Here is a 17919-nt window from a genome sequence, read left to right as displayed (position 1 = left end):
TCGCGGCGGTGAGGACCTGAATCAGAGCCCAAATGAGGGGAAAACCCCACGGCTAATCACCAATCTGGAAGGTGTACACCGTCTTCACCTCTGCACTGCCAGCATTCGACAGGTGGAAGGTCGGCAGCGAACGCAGACGCTGCAGGGATGCCTTGAACTGCGCCTGACGCTTCTGCAGAGCAGCAATATCCTCAGAACGGAGGTTCGTGTAACCCTGAGCATTCTGCATCGCCAAAGCAAGCTGGTAATCAGCCGCACCAGCCTTCGCGCTATTGCTCTTGAGCGCACCCAAGAGACCAGCGCCCTCAGCGTTGCTATCGCCCAAATCGAGCATGAGCTTCGACAGGTCGTTATTCAGCTGAACGGATGCACCAGCCAAATCTCGGGTAGCGTTCTCAGCGCGGGTGCTCAGAGCAACCAGAGAACGCTCAGTCACCGAATCCAGAGACTGACGCAGGCCCTCAATACGATCATTCATATCCTTGTGCTGAACCTCGATAGACTCACCAGCCACCTGAACCACAGTATTCGCGGTATCAGTAATGCCAGCAATCGAAGCGGAGAACGCCTCCTTAGCAGCCGAAGCGCTAGAAGAACCATCGCTCGAAACCTTACGAATCTCCTCGCTAATCATGCTCGTCAGGCTCTCGCGAGTCTCATTGGCAGACTCCTTGAACGCTTCCTTAATAGCGGTGGAGAGGTCAGCCTGCATGTTCGTCATATCCTCCAGGTTCTTACCCAAAGCATTGACAGCATCCGAAGCTGAATGGATACGATCACGCAGAGAAACCTTAGCCTCCTCAGTAGGCTCTTCCTTCTTCTCCGCGTCCTGGTTCTGCGCGTTTGCGGCATCGTTCAGGGTCTTCTCAATCTCGCCCAGGGCACCATCTACCGCGTTCACAGCATCGTTAAGGTCCTTGGCGTCGCGAGCCAGACCCTCCTTGGGGTCATCCATCGAAGTAGCGGCAAGAACCTCATCCCACGCAGCTACCGCGGCAGCAATACGCTGCTCCATCGGAGTACGTGCTGCCGGGGTGTTCGAAGTGTAGGTACGCTCGTTCGCGTTCTCCACCGTAATGACGCGAGTATTACCTTCCGTGGCAGTAGGCTCGGCGGAAGGCGCCTCAGAAGAGGGAGCGGCGGAAGGAGCCTCAACCTTCTTCGACGGCTCCTCAGAAGGAGCCACAGAAGCAGACTCAGACGGTGCAGGGCTAGGAGCCTCAGACGGCGCCTCAGAAGACGGTGCAGCAGACGGTGAAGCCGCGCCACCACAAGAAGAAGCCGTCAGGTATCCACGCAGATGCTCCACCTGCTCAGCAGACAGAGAACCGCCACGCTCAGTAGACAGAGCACAAAGCTGCTCCGCCAGTTCCTTATTCTGAGCGCTCATAGAACCAGAACCGTCCACCAGCTCCGCACGAGCAGAAGCCGCACGAGAATGAACGTTCTTGATGCTCTCAATCAGACGGCTCGACGTTTCCTTCATCTGATTCACGCTCTGACGAGCCGCACTAACCTTCTCACTCAAAGAACGCACAGCATCAGCATCAAGAGAAGACGGGTCCTTCTCCACCTGCTCAACAAGCTCATCCATCTGATGCTTCAATGCCGAATAGTTGTTGTTCGCACCCTTCAAATACTCCGGCTGCAGGTGATCCACAATCTTCTCACCAGTAGCAACCAGTGCAATCAGAGAGCTCTGCACCGTCACCGACGCACCGAACAGGGCGCAGGTCACCGAACCGTTAGAAGAACAAGTCTCAGCGGTCGGGTGCTCCGGGCCAACAATCTCACGAATCGAAGCCGTAAGATCCTGCTGGCAGTCCGAACTTGCCTCCGCATACGCATTCAGAACAGCAGACAGCTGAACCAAATTACCGTACACGCTACGGCTACTCGCACCCTCCTCACGATGCACAACACAACGACCGCCGCTATGCGAAACAGACACATTGGGGCGAGCCGTCGTATCACCCAGCATCGAGTGAAGAGCAGCAACAGTACGCTCCAACTGAGAAATCAGCTGAGAATTATTAGTCCGCGAAGCCTCAGAAAGGTCCTTCTGCAGGCTCTCAATATTCGCCTGCAGACCCTGCATAGTCTTCGTCAACGATTCATTCTGAGTCTTCAGATGCTCGGCAGTGTCCTTACCCAAAGTCGCAGACGTATCATCCAGGCTCTGACGCACCTGAGCAACCTGCGAACTAGCGCTAGTCAGCGTCGTATTAACCTCGTTGACGGTATCAATAGTGCGCTGCAGAAGCGCCACCTGAGACGCATCCTGAGAAGTGAAACCGTTAGTAATGATTCCCGCACCAGACAAATCAGAAGCAAAACCAGGCTGCACCGAAATATTGAAGGTAGGCGCACTAAAATCCTTCGCCTTAACCTTCAACACAAAAGAAGAAGAACTAGCAGTGACCGGAGGTGCCGAAATAGCACCCCACTGAACAACAGCCTTACCTTCATCATTGGTGCTCACCACACCATTCGTCGACGAATCAGCAGCATCAGGGGTCGTAATAACCTGAGTAGGAGAACCCGAAAGAACAGTAGAAGCAGCAATAGAGAACGGAGTACCAACCGGTGCAGGGCTAGTACGGCTAGTACCGGACGCATCATAGGTGACGTCCTCGGTCTTCACCGTCAGGTTCTCGACCGTAACCTTAATCGTGATTTCGCCGCTGTAGCCGTTCAAATCATTCAGGTTAGTGCCGCTACCGCGCTCAGTAGAATACTGCAGGCTCACACGCACAGGAAGGTCATTAACGACGTCCTTCGGCTTGAACTGCACATTGCTCGAGGAGCTCGTACGATCCTTGTCATTGACGTAAATGTTGGTCGACTCAATCGACGAAACCTCGCCGTCACGACCCATCTGAATATTCACGTTCTGCAGAACATTAGTAGCGTTCTCTACCTGGCGGGGACTCTGAGAAGTAACAGTACCCTTATCGGAAGGGGCACTGTTATTGTTCGTGCCCGTGGAGCAAGAAGAGAAAATAAGTGCCGTCGTGACACCCAAAATCAAAGGGAAGCGGAGTAGACGCTGACGCGCTGTGGTGTGGTTGGTCATGATGATCTTTTCGTTGAGTTATATACCGTGCAGACACACAACAGCGGCAAGTCTGAAACGCCACTGTATAGTGCCCACCTGAGTGGATAGGGTCAGGGGCAAAGCCGGAAAGAGAAAAAGCCCCGTACCACTTTATCAGTCCAATATGGGAAGGTTGATATTTTTTCCTCCTAGTCGGTGCCTCATCAGGATATTCAATTCAACCTTGAGGTGATAGTTAAAGGTATTTTTCATTTCGTTTCAATCTAGTGCACTTACCGAACTCTGTTCGACATGGAAAAACCCCGCGGCTGAGGTCATCTCTCAGCCCGCGGCGCTCCACAGTTTAGCTTGCTGCCGGTTCAGCCTCCGGGTCCTCCTCGTCTTCCTTCTCGGGGATAGCAACACCCACGGTCAGGTACCTCTTCGCCAGCAGGTACGAGGCGATCACCGGCACCACATACACCAGCGACAAGCCGCTACCAGACTGCACAACATCAGCAGCAAGACGGGCCGCCGCCAAACATCCACCCAAACCCACCAGGGCTACGCAGAAGCCACGCAACACGCCATACCCGGCAGTGCCCTCCTCAAAGGTCGACGCCCACAGCTTGAACAGGGTGCGGCGCACAAAAATCAGGAAAACCGGCACCAGGCACAGCACCACCGAAACACCCACAGGCTCATAACCGGCAGCAGTGAAAGAAACCACCGGAATCAGCAGGCAGAAGAGCACCATCAGGGCGCTCACACCCAGCACCACGGTGCGCACATACCGGTTGATGCGCTCCATACGGTACAGGTTAGGGATCTCCTCGTTCGGCTGCGCGGCGTTATAGAAGAACAGCAGCAGAACCAGTGCGGACGCCGCCACATACCAGGGAGCGAAATTGATGCCGTCCACCTGCGGGGTGGAGGCAACCGGCGGGACACCCGCCAGGGAGAGAGCAGCGAGCAGAGCAATTGCGGCAACGCAGAACGTGCCCACCGTCAGCAGAAAGTAATGGTACGCGCCGCCGTTCTTGGTGTTTTTCACGCACTGCTCATGCGTGCCGTCAATCGTCACGACCGAAAACAGCATGATCGAGATGGATAGGATGCTCCACGCGTACTCGCCCGTCATGACGGGGACAAGCATGAGAAGCACGGATGCAGAGAACAGAATCCACAGGAGTACTCGCTGCAGTGTGGGTGAGGACGCGATGGCCTCTCCAAAAAAGCCGATGATAAAGTCGCCGATAAAGCTCACGGTGGATTCCTTTCTGCGGGGGTGGGGTTACTCTTTGATCTCTTCAAAGCGGAGGACGCTGAAGTCGAATTCGTCGTTGCGGGTAGAGAAGGACTTGTATGCCCTGTATTTCTTGCCCGTCTTGAAGTTCTGGAGGTATTTGCGGATGGGTATACCATCAGGGGATTTGCTTGATGTGATGATTCCGCACTCTTCCGTTTCGAATTCACCAGAGATTGAGTAGGGGTCCTCGTGCTCAATGATTTCGACTGAGGTAACAGTGCAGATAGCGGATTCATTGCCCGGGTTGTAGTTGGTCATAAAATGTAAGGACGCGAAGAACCCTAGAATGACTACTACGGTTATGATGGAGCCACGTGCATCCCATACATCTTTTGCTATGTCGCGAAGATACTCTTTGAAATCGACTTTATTCTTCTTTTTCTTGGTGTATCTCTTTTTGAGGGTCTTTTTTATAGCCCCAGTTTCGGTAATGTAATTTGCCTCTGGGTAACTCTTTTTCTTTGAGGTGTTCCTTTTCTTTGAAACGTTCTTTTTCCTCGGGGAGTTCTTTTTCACTGCTCTTCACCTTCTTTCTGGGCTGCAGGTTGTTACTCTGTAATTTCTTCAAAGCGGGTCGTCTCAAAATCCTGTTCCTTTTTAGGTGATGAATTTGCGACATGGAATAGGTATTTTTTGCCAGGCTTGACGGTCTCAACATACTCGGGAATCTTGCGACCTTCCGGAGGAACAATCATCGTGAGAGTACCGCATTCTTCTGTCTCAAAAATACCTTTGGGTCTAATATCGTTCATACCGCTTACTGTGCCGCCGCGCTCTCTCGTATATGCCTTAGTTACGGTGCAGGTAGCGGTGATACCGTCACTGTCATCACGTAAGTCTTTAGGGACAACAAAGAACACGTACCAAAGAATGATGAACGAAATAATGAGCGCTATTCTCTGGCGGCGCTTGTAATTAATTTCCATCGGTTTGCCTCTTGTAGATAGTTAGCTTTCCTTGCTAGGTTTCTAGGCTTTCGTTGCCTTTTTGTGTTTCGCTGCTTACTTCGGTTGTGCTCATGGTGTGTACGTCCTTGTGCGGTAGTGGTTGGTGAATCGTGCTCGCCCCGGTGAGGCGGCAGGCACATCCTTAGCCTATCGCACCCAATCTAGACGGGAGGTTAACTCGACGCAATGCTCCGGTGAAGACTCGGCAACCACTGCGCAGATAGCCCAAATCCGTGCCTAACCACCAGATTTCCTCGGCTACTCTGAGAACGAACCCGCACCCTCCGCATCGTTGCCGGAAGGCTGCTGGTCACCGATAGATAGAAAGGCTGGTGAGCGACCATGGTCAACACCATCATGATTTTCATATGGGGCGCACTCGACTCCATACTGATTTACAAGGTCCTCCGCACCGTCGTCACGTACGAACTCAACCGACGCCGCGAAAAGAAACTACGCGCCGAAGCTGTATACGTCATGCGAACGAACCGCTTCGAAATTGCTACCTATGCCCTAGTAATTCTCTCGTTTGCGATAGGAGTCTTCGTCATTCACCTAGGGGAAGACGTAGGATTCCACTTCGCATTCGACTTTATTGGCCTCGGCATGACCGGCTTTTTTATGTTCTTCTTCTGGAACGGCGCCGGTACCTACACTAAAATCTCGCCCGAAGGAATCGAAAGGGGAGAGCCGTGCAACGATACGGTGTTCTTCCCGCTCAACGCGATTGACTCGGTCTCATACGACAACAACACCGACCGCGAATACGCAGACTCCCTCCACTTCTACACAAAATCCGGCAAACTGGTCGCAGAATTCTGTCCCGTCTTCGGCAGCTACCCCCTCCTCGCAATGACCCGATTCAGGATTGAAAACGACCGCTGGCCAGACATTGGCAACCCCGAGGACACCGCCCAGATTAATGCCTGGGCGAACCGCCGTTCTACTCTCCGGTACTTCAGCTACGGCAAGATTTCGGGCCTCGCCGAAGTGGACATGTAGCCCGCAATTCAGCCCGTATTGAGTGCGTGCCCGGCGTGTTTCTCAACCAATATTTCCGCAATTTTTCTGCCGGAAAAACGTGGACTAGCCCGCATGGTTTAAGCCTCAACTAGAAGGTGCACTCTGCATGTAAAAACATTAACGTTGAGGCATACAATAAGAAATGGTTAATGCACAGCCGCACGCCGTGCACACACCACGTCACTTCACAGAAACACCGACCCCGAAAGGCATATCATGGCCACCAAGAAGCCCGCACGCCTTACCCGCCGAGCAGCACTCGCCGCCGCAGGCGCAGGCGCAGCAACCGCCCTCGGCGCACTGCTCACCCCCGCACAGGCAACCACCTACCGCCCCACCGTGCGCCGCACCCCCTACAACGGCTACTACTCGCACCGTTACGGCCGCCGCGGCCGCATCGTCATCAGCGACTACTACGGCAGCTCCTACAGCCACTACTACTATTACGGCGGCTAAAAAATACCAAGCCCAATAAACATATACTGTAAGACGGCACTACATTCGTGTAGTGCCGTCTTCCCGTTAGATGCCGCAGGCATCACCCGCACCACGGTGCGGAAAACACACCACAGATAGAGAGAAAAAATGAAGAATGTAACCCGCCGATCCGCACTCGGCCTGTTTGCCGCAGCCGGTGGCGCAACCCTCCTGGCGGCATGCGGTTCGCAGTCCCAGGCATCCAGCGGCTCTGCATCTGCATCCGGTAGCGCTTCTACCTCGGATGCCGAAGTTAACAACGCACGCGCCGACTACTCCGGTCCTGCTGTCCTGGACGGTTACACCTCCAAGCCTGCTGACTACCAGCTGGCAACCCGCACCGAGCCGGCCAAGAACGTGCCCGTGCCGACCAAGCCCGCCGTCGCCAACGAGAACAGCGTGGAGGGCCTGTACCAGTCCATCGCGTTCTTCGGCGCAGCCATGGAATACTACATGCGTACCGGTAAGACCGAGCCCCTGCGTGAAAGCGCCATGGACAAGAGCGAACTCAAGTCGATGCTCGAGCCGGAAGACGGCACCCTCGGGGAAAAGCTGGTCAAGGGCGAAGTCTGGATGCACGACCCGACCGTCACCATCACCCTGCTCTCCGCACAGCCCACCCGCGATGGTAAGGCATACACCTGGAATGCTCGCTTCACCCTTACCCGCGGCGAATTCATGGCATCTAAGGATAAGGTTCTGGAGGTCCCCGAAAGCGGTCGTGAGAACGTCAACGAGCGTACCCTGCGCGGTGTGTACGAGAACGGTGCGTGGAAGCTGACCGGCATGAAGTCTGACTCTGAGGCTTCCGCTTCTGCATCGGCTTCTGCTTCCTAAAAGCTGCAGTCTAGAAGCGTATAGCTTCTAACAACAGAAAGGCGCCCGCCCCGTGGATAGAAACCACGAGGCGGGCACCACCACCGTAGATAGAGAGAATCAATGAAGAATGTAACCCGCCGATCCGCACTCGGCCTGTTTGCCGCAGCCGGTGGCGCAACCCTCCTGGCGGCATGCGGTTCGCAGTCCCAGGCATCCAGCGGCTCTGCATCTGCATCCGGTAGCGTATCTGCTTCCGCGTCGGCATCCAAGAGTGTTCGTAGCGACTACTCCGGTGTTGCAGTCCTGGAGGGCTACACCTCCAAGCCTGCTGACTACCAGCCTGGAACTCGCACCGAGCCGTCCAAGAATGCACCCGTGCCCGTGAAGCCTGCTGTTGTCAACGAGAACAGCGTAGAGGGTCTGTATCAGTCCATCGCGTTCTTTGGCGCAGCCATGGAATATTACATGCGCACCGGCAAGACCGAGCCGCTGCGTGAATGTGCACTCGATAACTCCGAGCTGAAGAACTTCCTCGAACCTGACGCACGTTCCCTGGGCGCTGGTCTGCAGCAGGGCAAGATTTGGATGCAGGACCCGGCTGTCACCATCACCATGCTTACCCCGCAGCCTGAGCGTGACGGTGATACCTACAACTGGGATATCCGCCTGACCATGGACCCCGGCGAGTTCATTGCAAGCAAGGAACGCGTGCAGGAGGCCCCCTCTGAATCAGAACGTAAGGAAGAGGTGGACCGCACCCTGCACGGTGTGTACGAGAACGGCGCGTGGAAGCTGACCGGTATGCGTAATTCTTCTTCCTCTTCTTCTGCATCGGCTACCGCTTCGGCTTCTGCTTCCTAAAAGCTTCAGCTTAGAAGCGTATAGCTTCTAGAACTAAAAAGGTGCCTGCCCCGTGGAATAAACCCACGAAGCGGGCGCCTTTCTTATATACGCAATAAAGCATATACCCTTATCGGGATGCTACCAGATGCGCACGCGCTCCTCCGGAGCCAGGTACAGTGCATCGCCCTCAGAGACACCAAACGCCTCGTAGAACTCATCAATATTGCGCACCACACCGTTCACACGGAACTCATCCGGCGAATGCGGATCCACCGAAATCATCACCTCAGCATGCTGCGGGCGGGACTTCGTGCACCAGCCGCGAGCATTCGAGAAGAAGAAACGCTGAATACCGGTCATGCCGTCAATCACCGGCGCGTCAGCCAGCGACTCAATGCCCTGCTTCTTCAAAGCCAGACGGTACGCCTTCAACGCAATCGACATGCCAGCTAGGTCGCCAATGTTCTCGCCCAGAGTCAGCTCACCGTTCACGTGGAACTTCGGGTCCAGACCCACCGGAACGTACGCGTTGTACTGCTCCACCAGCGCGGAGGTACGCTCCTTGAACTTCGCGTAATCCTCCTCAGTCCACCAGCTTTCCAGCTTGCCGTCACCGTCATAGCGGGAACCCTGATCGTCAAAACCGTGACCAATCTCGTGGCCAATAATCATGCCGATATTGCCGTAGTTCGCCGCATCGTCAGCATCCGGGTTGAAGTACGGCGGCTGCAGAATCGCTGCCGGGAACACAATCTCATTCGCCGGCGGCATGTAGTACGCGTTCACGGTCTGCGGAGTCATCAGCCACTCCGACTTATCCACCGGCTGACCCTTACGGGCAATCAGCCAGTCAGCATCAAACGCACCGGTACGGCGCAGGTTCTCAAACAGGTCACCGGGCACCAGCTCCAGTGCGGAGAAGTCACGCCACTTATCGGGGTAACCAATCTTGGTGACGAACTTCGACAGCTTCTCCAGCGCCTTCTGGCGGGTTGCCTCGGTCATCCAGTCCAGCGACTCAATAGACTCGCGGTACGCCTCAAGGAGGTTGCCGACCAGAACCAGCATCTTCTCCTTGTGCGAGGGCGGGAAGTGCACGGCCACGTACTCCTGGCCAATCTCTTCACCCAGAGCCTTCTCGACGGCGCCCACGCCGCGCTTCCAGCGCTCACGAATCTGCTGGGTACCGGAGAGGGTCTTGCCGTAGAAGTTGAAGCTTTCCTGAACCAGCTCGTCGTACATGAACGGCGCCCGCGAACGCAGAACAGTCCACACAGCCCACAGCTTCCAGCTCATCAGCGGGATGGAGGTGAACAGCTTCGCCGCACCCTCAAAGAAGGACGGCTGGCCCACAATAACCTGGCCCAGGGTCTCCGGGTCGGCGCCAAGAGCCAGCAGCCACTGCGAGAACGGGAAGCCGGGGAACTTCTCGTCCAGCTCGGTCGCCTGGTACGGGTTGTAGGTTGCCTCAGCGTCGCGGTTCTCCACGACGTTCCAGTGCAGGCGAGCCAGCTCCGACTCGTGAGTGAACACCAGCTGAGCCGCCTGCTCCGGGGTCAGGCCGAAGCCCTCGGCCAGGCCGGTCAGCTCGAACATGCGGGCGATGTGCTCAACGTACGCCGCGCACGCCTGCTCGTGCTTCTCTTCACGGTAGTAGGATTCATCCGGCAGACCCAGACCCGACTGGTACAGGAAGAACGTGTAGTTCTTCGGGTCCTTCGGGTCGTTGCTGGTGTACCAGGCGAACAGCTGCGGCAGACCCGCACGAGACAGCAGCGCCAGGGTCACAGCCAGGTGGGAGGGGGTTGCCGAGTTCAGAATCGGGGCGATTTCCTTCAGCAGCGGCTCCAGGCCGTCCGCCTCAATCTTCTCAACATCCATGAAGGAGTTGTAGAGCGCGCCAATACGGGACTCCGGCTGCTCCTTCGCGATCTTCTCCACCAGCTCACGCACGTGCTTCTCTGCGTTATCGCGGAGGGTGTACAGGCCGCCGTCCTTGGGGCGGTCCGCCGGGATTTCGTGGGTAGCCAGCCACTTGCCGTTGACGTGGCGGAAGAAATCGTCGCCCGGCTTGACGGTTTCGTCCACCCATTCTTTAGTGATTCCAGAGTTAGTAGTCATGACCCTATTCTAGGTTCTTAACGCGAGAAGCCACACGATTACCGACAAGCCACCATATGGTGACTCACCGGCAAGCGTGTGGCTTCCCCACAAGAAAGACCGGGCGAATTAAGCCTGAGCCGCCAGCTTCTCTGCACGCTCAGCCATCAGACGCTTCTCAGCACCGTTAACCAGCCAGAGGAACAGAACCGCCAGACCCGAGCACACAATCATGAAGACGAACGCGGTGCCCCAACCCCAGTGGTCAACAATAATGCCGATACCGGCAGAAGCCAGGGTCGCACCCAACGCGTAACCGAACAGGCCGGTGAAGCCCGCAGCGGTACCCGCAACGTGCGAGGGGGATAGGTCAATAGCCTGCAGACCAATCAGCATGACCGGGCCGTAAATCAGGCCACCAATCAGAGCCAACGCAACGTACGCAATCCACAGCGGCGCATCCGAAGAAGGCAGCCAGTACAGCAGAATCGCGCCAACGGTCGCAATCAGGAACAGGATACCCGCGGGGGAGCGGCGACCCTTGAACATGCGGTCAGAAACGTAACCGCACAGGACGGTACCACCAATACCGGCAAGCTCCAGAATCGAGAAGCCCGCAATACCACCCTCAAGGGAAGCGTGGCGCACATCGTGCAGGTACTTCGGTGCCCACACCAGCACGCCGTAGCGCAGGGTGTATACGAACACGTTCGCCAGAGCCAGGTACACCATGGTCGAGTTGGTCAGCACGTGCTTGCGGATGGTGGTCCAGGTGGACTCCGCGCGATCCTCGGCGGTGGACTCCACCTTGTGCGGGTCGTTGCGGTACACGTCGACGGTGGGCAGGCCCTCAGCCTCGGGGTTGTCACGAATCAGCAGCCATGCCACGAAAGCCAGCACGAAGCTGATAACGGCCGGGAACCAGAATGCAACCTCCCAGGTCTTGCCGAACAGGGAGAAGCCCCAGGCCACCAGCAGGCCGGACAGCGCACCACCGACGTTGTGGGCGGTGTTCCACCACGAAACCTTCGCGCCGCGCTCGCTGGTGGAGAACCAGTTCACGAGCACGCGGCCCGAGGGCGGCCAGCCCATGCCCTGGAAGATGCCGTTGAAGACCATGATGGTCGCCATGATGGAGGCGATAGCGGCACCGTAGCCCGCCGCGCCCGCGCCTTCACCCATGTAGCCGGTCATTGCTAGCAGGATGTTGGCAACACCCGAAAGCACCAGACCAATCGGCAAGAAGAGACGCGCGTTCGAGCGGTCGGAAATCATTGCGGTGAAGAACTTGCTGAAGCCGTAAGCCAGCAGCAGCGCCGTGGACAGTGCACCAATTGCTGCGTTGCTGAAGCCAAGTTCCTTGGTCAGAATCGGGGTGACCAGCGGGACGTTGTTACGAATCAGGTAGAAGGTCGCGTAACCGATGAAGATACCCATGAAGACCTGCAGACGCATGCGCGGGTACTTCGCATTAACTTCTGCTTCGCTGAGCTGGGGCTTGGGTGCCGGAATGGCGAGCCAGCGGGGTACAGAACCCTTCTTCTTCTTTGATGAAGTGGTAGTAGTCATGCTGGAATTCTAAAAACGAATTCTTATAAAAATGCTAATCTGATGGGAATGTTTTCAGTAGAATGTTCACTAGGGTGAACGGATATTCAGAGTGATTATTCTATTAATGCTGTTTTTATCCCGGAATTACGGGGAAGTGCTAAATCTGTGTGATGTACATCTGTCTACTGGGCAACATTGCCTCAAGTCGTGTAATGAATATAAATACTTTCTCGGTTGAGTAAGTATGTGTTTTGGTCAGACCACACTTAAAATTAGAGTAATTTATACCCTAAGTTCAAATAAAAAACCACTTGAACACCAGTGCATTGGCGCCCCAAAACAGCACAGAAAACCCGCCCGCACGGTGCAGAAGAATCCGTACGGGCGGGCCCGTTATCTATCCCCAAAAGCTCGGCATACAGTCGGTACGCATACCGGCACGAAGCCGAACAACCGCCACCTGCCGCAGGTTACCGCGAGCAAACCATCATCCGGTCAACCCGCAGCAGGCAGCGGAACCAATAGGCGCCTCCTAGAGGGATGCGCGAATCGCCTTGGTGGCGTCCACCAGGTGACGCAGAGACTGCTTGGTCTCCTCGTAATCACGAGTCTTCAGGCCGCAGTCAGGGTTCACCCACAGGTCAGCAATGGTGCCGTAACCAATCGCAGCCTTCAGCAGGGACTCAATCTCATCCTGCGAAGGAACACGCGGGGAGTGGATGTCCCACACGCCCGGGCCCAGACCGGAAACGAAGCTCTCCGGAATATCAGCCAGCAGCTCCATGTGCGAACGAGCCGCCTCAATGCTGGTCACGTCAGCGTTCAGAGCGTTAATCGAGTCGATAATCTCGTTGAACTCCGAGTAGCACAGGTGGGTGTGAATCTGAGTGGAATCCTTCACCGCGCTGGTTGCCAGGCGGAAGGAGTTCACCGACCAGTCCAAATACTGCGGCTGCTCATCGCGGCGCAGGGGCAGCAGCTCACGCAGAGCCGGCTCGTCCACCTGAATGATGCGGATGCCCGCCTGCTCCAGGTCGGCAATCTCGTCGGCCAGTGCCAGAGCCACCTGGTTAGCGGTCTCGCGGCGCGGCTGGTCGTCACGCACGAAGGACCACGCCAGAATCGTCACCGGGCCGGTGAGCATGCCCTTGACCGGCTTGTCGCTCAGCGACTGTGCGTGGGAGCTCCACGGCACGGTGAACGCCTCACCGCGCAGGCCCTCACCGTGACGCTTCACGTCACCGAACAGAATCGAGGGGCGGGTGCAACGCGAACCGTAGGACTGAACCCAGCCGTGGCGGGTGGTTGCGAAGCCGTCGAAGTTCTCAGCGAAGTACTGAACCATGTCGTTACGCTCAGCCTCACCGTGAACCAGCACGTCCAGGCCCAGCTCCTCCTGCAGCTTGATGACCGAGGCAATCTCGTCACGCAGGAAGCCGTTCAGCTCCTCGGCGGAAATCTTGCCCGCACGAGCCTCCGCACGGCGGCGGCGAATCTCAGCGGTCTGCGGGAAGGAACCGATGGTGGTGGTCGGCAGCTTCGGCAGGTTCAGGTCAGCCTGAGCCGCGCGGCGAACATCAATGGTCGGACGGTTGAAGTCCTCAGCGGTCACAGCGGCGGCGCGGGCACGAATCTCGTCGTTGTGCTTGCGCGGGTCAGCGGCGAAGCGAGCCAGCGCCTCGTCAGCAGCCTTCAGCTCGGGCTCGACAGCAGCCTCACCCTCAGCCAGGCCACGAGCCAGCAGAGCAATCTCAGCGACCTTCTGGTCAGCGAATGCCAGGCCGTCCACCGGAACCTCGGCGGGGTCTTCCAGAGCCAGGTCGTGCGGCACATGCTGCAGGGAGGTCGAGGAGGACACCGACACGGCACCCTCGGATGCGCCGGGCAGAGCCTCCAGAGTCTTCAGAGCCGCGCGAACATCGGCACGCCACACGTTGCGGCCGTTCACAACACCGGCAACCAGGTGCACGCCAGCGGCAGAAACAGACTCCAACTCAGCCTTCGAGTACACGCCGTGCACCAGGTCAAGGTGCAGAGCCTCAATGCCGGTACCCAGCAGAGCCGGCAGGTTCTCACGCAGGGAACCGTAGGGGCTGGTCACCAGAATCTGCGGGCGCTTCTCGGCGGCAGCCAGGGTACGGTAGGTGCGCTCGGCCAGCTCGGCAACCTTCGCGTTGTCGGCACGGTCCACGGTCAGGCCCGGCTCGTCCAGCTGAACCCACTCAACACCGCGCTCAGCCAGCTGCTCCAGCACCTGAGCGTACGCTACAACGAACTCATCCAGACGGTCGATGGGTGCGAAGTCTTCAGCGGAACCCTGCTCGGCCTTAGCGCCCAGCAGCAGGGTCAGCGGGCCAACAATCTGCGGGCGGACCTTCACGCCAGCCTGCTTTGCGACCTCGAGCTGCTCGTCAATAGCCTCAAGGTTCAGCTTAATCTCGGTGCCGGCACCGATCTCAGGCACCAGGTAGTGGTAGTTGGTGTCGAACCATTTAGTCATCTCCAGAGGAGGCAGGGTCTCGGTACCGCGCGCCAGTGCGAAGTAGCCGGGCAGATCCAGCAGACCGCGTGCATCCTTAGCCTCAGCCAGACGCTCGGGAACCAGGGTGAACAGGCGAACCACGTCAAGCACCTGGTCGTAGTAGGAGAAGGTTGCCGGAATCGAGTAGTTATCAGCCTTCAGACCGGCGGCGGTCACGCGCTCGAAGTAGGTGCGCTGCACGTCAGCGGCGGTGTCCTGCAGCTCCTGCAGGGTTGCCTTGCCCTTCCAGAAAGCCTCCTGAGCCTTCTTCAGCTCGCGGAAGCGGCCCACGCGGGGGTAGCCAACAATGGTTGCGGCGGGAAATGCGGTGTTCGACATAATATTTTTTCCTTTACTGGGGATAGATAGGGGAGTCAGTTCCGGTGTTTTACCACCCGACTGTGGGTGGTGAAACGGAGAGCTCAACAACTCCCGGAATATTTGCGGGGGAGACAATGGGAACGCATCCGACAAGGAGCGTTACGGGTTGGGTTAGGCGTATTCCAGTTCGCTCAGCGGCTGAGAGAAACGGTTACTGTACCGCGGCAAATCCAGCTGATCCAGAACGTCCAGAACCGCCGCATGCTCGTTGAAGGTGAAGAAGTGCAGACCCGGTGCGCCCGCATCCATCACGGCGCGGCACTGGTTCAACGCATACTTAACACCGATGCGGTGCAGCTCAGCGTCACTGGTTGCCGTCTCTAGGGCGTAGGCGAGGTCCGTCGGGACTTCCATGCCCGCCATCTGGCAGAGATTCTGCAGGCGCTTCAGGGAGGTTACCGGCATGATGCCCGGAATAATCGGAATATCTACGCCCGCCAGGTGCGCCGAATCGACCAGGGCGCTGTAGCGTTCATCCTCAAAGAACACCTGAGTAATCGCGAAATCTGCGCCGGCACGCTGCTTGGACAGCAGAATCTCAATATCCTGCAGCAGGGATGCGGACTCGGGGTGCTTCTGCGGGTATGCCGCCACACCAATCGACACCTTGCCAGCTGCCAGGTGGGCAAAATCTTCACGCTCCACGCGGCGAATGAGTTCCACCAGGTAGCGGGCGAAAGGAAGCTCAGAAACCTGACCTTCCTGAATATCACCGCGAAGAGCCAGGAAACCGCGCACGCCCAGACCCAGAATCAGGCGGACCGCACGCTCCAGCTCATGCACCGAATGGCCAGCACAAATCAGGTGAGCCAGCGGGGTGAGGGAGGTTTCATGCACCAGGTGGTCGAGCAGCGCCAGGGTCTTCTGGCGGCGCTTAGCGTCACCGGCGTAGGTGACCGACACGTAGTCGGGGTTGGTGCCCTCAAGCTCCGCAATGGTGCGGAGCAGCGACTCACAGCTCGCCTGTGAGCGCGGAGGGAATAGCTCAAAAGAAAGAGCCGGGTGAACTGTAGCCATAACCATCCTTCGTGTTCACCCGATAGATACGCACCGTGAGGGTGCGCGAATTCTTCTGCAGGATGCGCTGTACCGGTTTGCGAGTACGACTCATCAAGGGGTGCCGAAGGGTATTCTTCTCTATCGGTTCTGGCGGGAGCACCTTGTCCGTACCCTGCACCGTGACGGTGGGGGATACTGGCGAGGTTGCTGCGACGTCGACGAGCCAGATCTCTCGGTCGCTCTTGATAGATAACACTTTCACTCTACCCACTGCCTCCGAGGGTGCGCAAGGGATGCGGCGGTTGATGTCCTAATATTTCTGGACATGACATTGAGGCGAAATATGAACTTAATATGACTGACTATGACGAAGGGGGCTGGGGAGTATTGCGGATGGAGGTGTTGGCTGGCTCTTGGGTGCCCGGCACTATCGTAGATATGTCTGCTTAATATTCTTGGACACGCGCGAATATGTGTGTTTTATCTTTCAGTGAGAGGTAGGGTAACTAATAACTAATGAGGCACGGGTAGTGTTTCAATGTCCGCTCATCGAGGAGTTTCAGGACCCAAAGATGAGTTCAATATGACTTTGTGAGCGTGGTGAGAATGAAAAATCTATTTTCTTCTATAATCTGGTCCTTCCGCCTAGCCTGGAAAACCTGTCCCACAACCCTGGTGAGCGTCGCCCTATCGCTAGCCGTCATAGCCTGCATTCCTCTGAGCCAATCCTTGCTAATCGGTAATACAGTATCAGCCTTGAGCGGTTCAAATGGTGGCGCGGCCTGGATTTATATCGTTGCTCTTGCCCTTGTTGTCGGAATTAATATCATTGCTCAACGCTGGGTAATAAGTAACATGCTTATCCTCAAATCAAAGATGAACTATCGGGTTCACCGCATGTTAAATACCAGGTTATCTACATTTCCGTTGTCTGATATAGGTAGCACAAAATCACAGGAAGATATACGTGCTGCTAGAGAGGCAATATCGAAACAGGAATTGCAGGTTCACACCATGTCAGTTATGACACTGGTGAGTGCCTTCGCAATGGTGTTACTTCTCTGTCTTAATATTGCGAACGTCAGCATTGTGGCAGCAATTTTTGCGGCACTGTGTTCACTACCCTTATCTATCGCAATGGTGATTCTCGCTAAACGTGATTACGCTATATACACCCTAATGTACGAGGACTATCGGGCAGAGAACTACTATCTAGACAATCTGATGGCTCAGAGTCGCGCCCAAGAACTTCACCTCATGAGAGCCTCCCTATTTTTCTCGCAACGCGTAGCGTCCTGGCGACGCCGGGCAGCCGGTAGGGAATTGAGCCTTGAAAGTGTTAGAGGAATCATCTCCATAGTTGCAGGGCTACTCTGCTCTGTCTTACTTTTTGCGTCCCTGTACTTCCTTGTGAATTCAGGCGCCGATATATCGTATGTGGCCGGATCGCTGATTGGAATCATTGCCTGTGTTAACGCGACCCAAGAGGTGGGATATTCATTCGGCCAGATTATTAATGGAGCATTATCTGTTCAGCAATTCCGAAGGGTATGCGACTCTGATACTTACGACCATGCTTCTGAGATAAAAACTTCTAACCCTAACCGTGAAAATATTTCAAAAGTTATATGCAAAGATGTATCCGTTCAGTATGAGGGCGCGTCGTCTTTTGCGCTTAAAGATATTAATCTTGAGCTGATGAATAATCAAATGATTGCAGTAGTTGGTGCCTCGGGCGCGGGAAAAACAACGCTAATAAATGCAATTCTTGGAATTACACCAATTGCCCAGGGGAGCATAACGTATAAGGGTGCTTCTTCTGAGAGTAAATACAACATGTTGGCAAATGTGGGTTTGATGAGTCAAGACTACGGCCGTTATGAACTGACTGTGCGTGAAAATCTTCTTCTGG

General features: G+C 56.1%; 13 protein-coding genes and 1 riboswitch. Of the genes, 5 read left to right on the top strand and 8 right to left on the bottom strand.

The window, feature by feature from the left end; all coding sequences use genetic code 11:
* Nucleotides 1–52 precede the first annotated feature (52 nt).
* The 4 genes from HMPREF2527_RS00255 to HMPREF2527_RS00240 form a co-directional block, all read right to left on the bottom strand.
* A complete protein-coding gene (locus HMPREF2527_RS00255; RefSeq protein WP_070505447.1) occupies nt 53–3076 on the bottom strand; it encodes a chitinase in 3024 nt (1007 codons plus the stop codon).
* Between the two features lie 325 nt (nt 3077–3401).
* Entirely contained in the window at nt 3402–4304 is a 903-nt protein-coding gene (locus HMPREF2527_RS00250) for a hypothetical protein (protein ID WP_070505445.1), read from the bottom strand.
* 27 nt (nt 4305–4331) lie between these two features.
* A complete protein-coding gene (locus HMPREF2527_RS00245; RefSeq protein ID WP_070505443.1) occupies nt 4332–4862 on the bottom strand; it encodes a hypothetical protein in 531 nt (176 codons plus the stop codon).
* Nucleotides 4863–4894: 32 nt separating this feature from the next.
* Nucleotides 4895–5272, bottom strand: a complete 378-nt coding sequence (locus HMPREF2527_RS00240) for a hypothetical protein (RefSeq protein ID WP_052265084.1) — start codon at nt 5270–5272, stop codon at nt 4895–4897.
* 363 nt (nt 5273–5635) lie between these two features.
* On the opposite strand from HMPREF2527_RS00240, the gene HMPREF2527_RS00235 reads away from it, so the two are divergent.
* From HMPREF2527_RS00235 to HMPREF2527_RS00220, 4 genes are all read left to right on the top strand, one after another.
* A complete protein-coding gene (locus tag HMPREF2527_RS00235; protein ID WP_049340847.1) occupies nt 5636–6295 on the top strand; it encodes a hypothetical protein in 660 nt (219 codons plus the stop codon).
* Between the two features lie 237 nt (nt 6296–6532).
* A complete protein-coding gene (locus tag HMPREF2527_RS00230) occupies nt 6533–6772 on the top strand; it encodes a hypothetical protein (protein ID WP_005507323.1) in 240 nt (79 codons plus the stop codon).
* Between the two features lie 129 nt (nt 6773–6901).
* Nucleotides 6902–7630, top strand: a complete 729-nt coding sequence (locus tag HMPREF2527_RS00225; RefSeq protein WP_070505439.1) for a DUF6318 family protein — start codon at nt 6902–6904, stop codon at nt 7628–7630.
* A gap of 102 nt (nt 7631–7732) precedes the next feature.
* Nucleotides 7733–8473 carry a DUF6318 family protein gene (locus HMPREF2527_RS00220; protein WP_070505437.1) on the top strand — a complete coding sequence of 247 codons (741 nt, stop codon included), beginning with the start codon at nt 7733–7735 and terminating at the stop codon, nt 8471–8473.
* A gap of 120 nt (nt 8474–8593) precedes the next feature.
* Here HMPREF2527_RS00220 and HMPREF2527_RS00215 read toward each other — a convergent pair whose 3' ends face one another.
* The 4 genes from HMPREF2527_RS00215 to HMPREF2527_RS00200 form a co-directional block, all read right to left on the bottom strand.
* Nucleotides 8594–10576, bottom strand: a complete 1983-nt coding sequence (locus tag HMPREF2527_RS00215) for a M13 family metallopeptidase (RefSeq protein WP_070505435.1) — start codon at nt 10574–10576, stop codon at nt 8594–8596.
* Nucleotides 10577–10684: 108 nt separating this feature from the next.
* The gene (locus tag HMPREF2527_RS00210) at nt 10685–12124 is read right to left on the bottom strand and encodes an MFS transporter (protein WP_049358420.1); all 1440 of its coding nucleotides are present in this window, start codon (nt 12122–12124) and stop codon (nt 10685–10687) included.
* A gap of 514 nt (nt 12125–12638) precedes the next feature.
* On the bottom strand, nt 12639–14966 hold the full coding sequence (metE, locus tag HMPREF2527_RS00205) for a 5-methyltetrahydropteroyltriglutamate--homocysteine S-methyltransferase (RefSeq protein WP_070505433.1): 2328 nt from the start codon (nt 14964–14966) through the stop codon (nt 12639–12641).
* A 153-nt stretch (nt 14967–15119) separates the two neighbouring features.
* Nucleotides 15120–16025, bottom strand: coding sequence for a methylenetetrahydrofolate reductase (locus tag HMPREF2527_RS00200; RefSeq protein WP_070505431.1), 906 nt, complete (start codon nt 16023–16025; stop codon nt 15120–15122).
* 117 nt (nt 16026–16142) lie between these two features.
* Nucleotides 16143–16259: riboswitch (SAM riboswitch) on the bottom strand.
* 354 nt (nt 16260–16613) lie between these two features.
* Here HMPREF2527_RS00200 and HMPREF2527_RS00195 point away from each other — a divergent pair.
* A partial coding sequence (locus HMPREF2527_RS00195; RefSeq protein ID WP_070505504.1) for an ATP-binding cassette domain-containing protein occupies nt 16614–17919 on the top strand: 1306 nt, incomplete at its 3' end.

Origin of the sequence: Rothia sp. HMSC071B01, assembly GCF_001808945.1 — a bacterium.
Lineage (GTDB): Bacteria > Actinomycetota > Actinomycetes > Actinomycetales > Micrococcaceae > Rothia.
This window is presented reverse-complemented; position numbering and strand designations above follow the sequence as displayed.

Bases quoted from the DNA above. Each gene is read 5' to 3' on its own strand.
- HMPREF2527_RS00230 (WP_005507323.1), top strand. From the start codon at position 6,533: ATGGCCACCAAGAAGCCCGCACGCCTTACCCGCCGAGCAGCACTCGCC.
- HMPREF2527_RS00220 (WP_070505437.1), top strand. From the start codon at position 7,733: ATGAAGAATGTAACCCGCCGATCCGCACTCGGCCTGTTTGCCGCAGCC.
- HMPREF2527_RS00215 (WP_070505435.1), bottom strand. From the start codon at position 10,576: ATGACTACTAACTCTGGAATCACTAAAGAATGGGTGGACGAAACCGTC.
- metE (WP_070505433.1), bottom strand. From the start codon at position 14,966: ATGTCGAACACCGCATTTCCCGCCGCAACCATTGTTGGCTACCCCCGC.
- HMPREF2527_RS00200 (WP_070505431.1), bottom strand. From the start codon at position 16,025: ATGGCTACAGTTCACCCGGCTCTTTCTTTTGAGCTATTCCCTCCGCGC.
- HMPREF2527_RS00235 (WP_049340847.1), top strand. From the start codon at position 5,636: ATGGTCAACACCATCATGATTTTCATATGGGGCGCACTCGACTCCATA.
- HMPREF2527_RS00225 (WP_070505439.1), top strand. From the start codon at position 6,902: ATGAAGAATGTAACCCGCCGATCCGCACTCGGCCTGTTTGCCGCAGCC.
- HMPREF2527_RS00240 (WP_052265084.1), bottom strand. From the start codon at position 5,272: ATGGAAATTAATTACAAGCGCCGCCAGAGAATAGCGCTCATTATTTCG.
- HMPREF2527_RS00255 (WP_070505447.1), bottom strand. From the start codon at position 3,076: ATGACCAACCACACCACAGCGCGTCAGCGTCTACTCCGCTTCCCTTTG.
- HMPREF2527_RS00210 (WP_049358420.1), bottom strand. From the start codon at position 12,124: ATGACTACTACCACTTCATCAAAGAAGAAGAAGGGTTCTGTACCCCGC.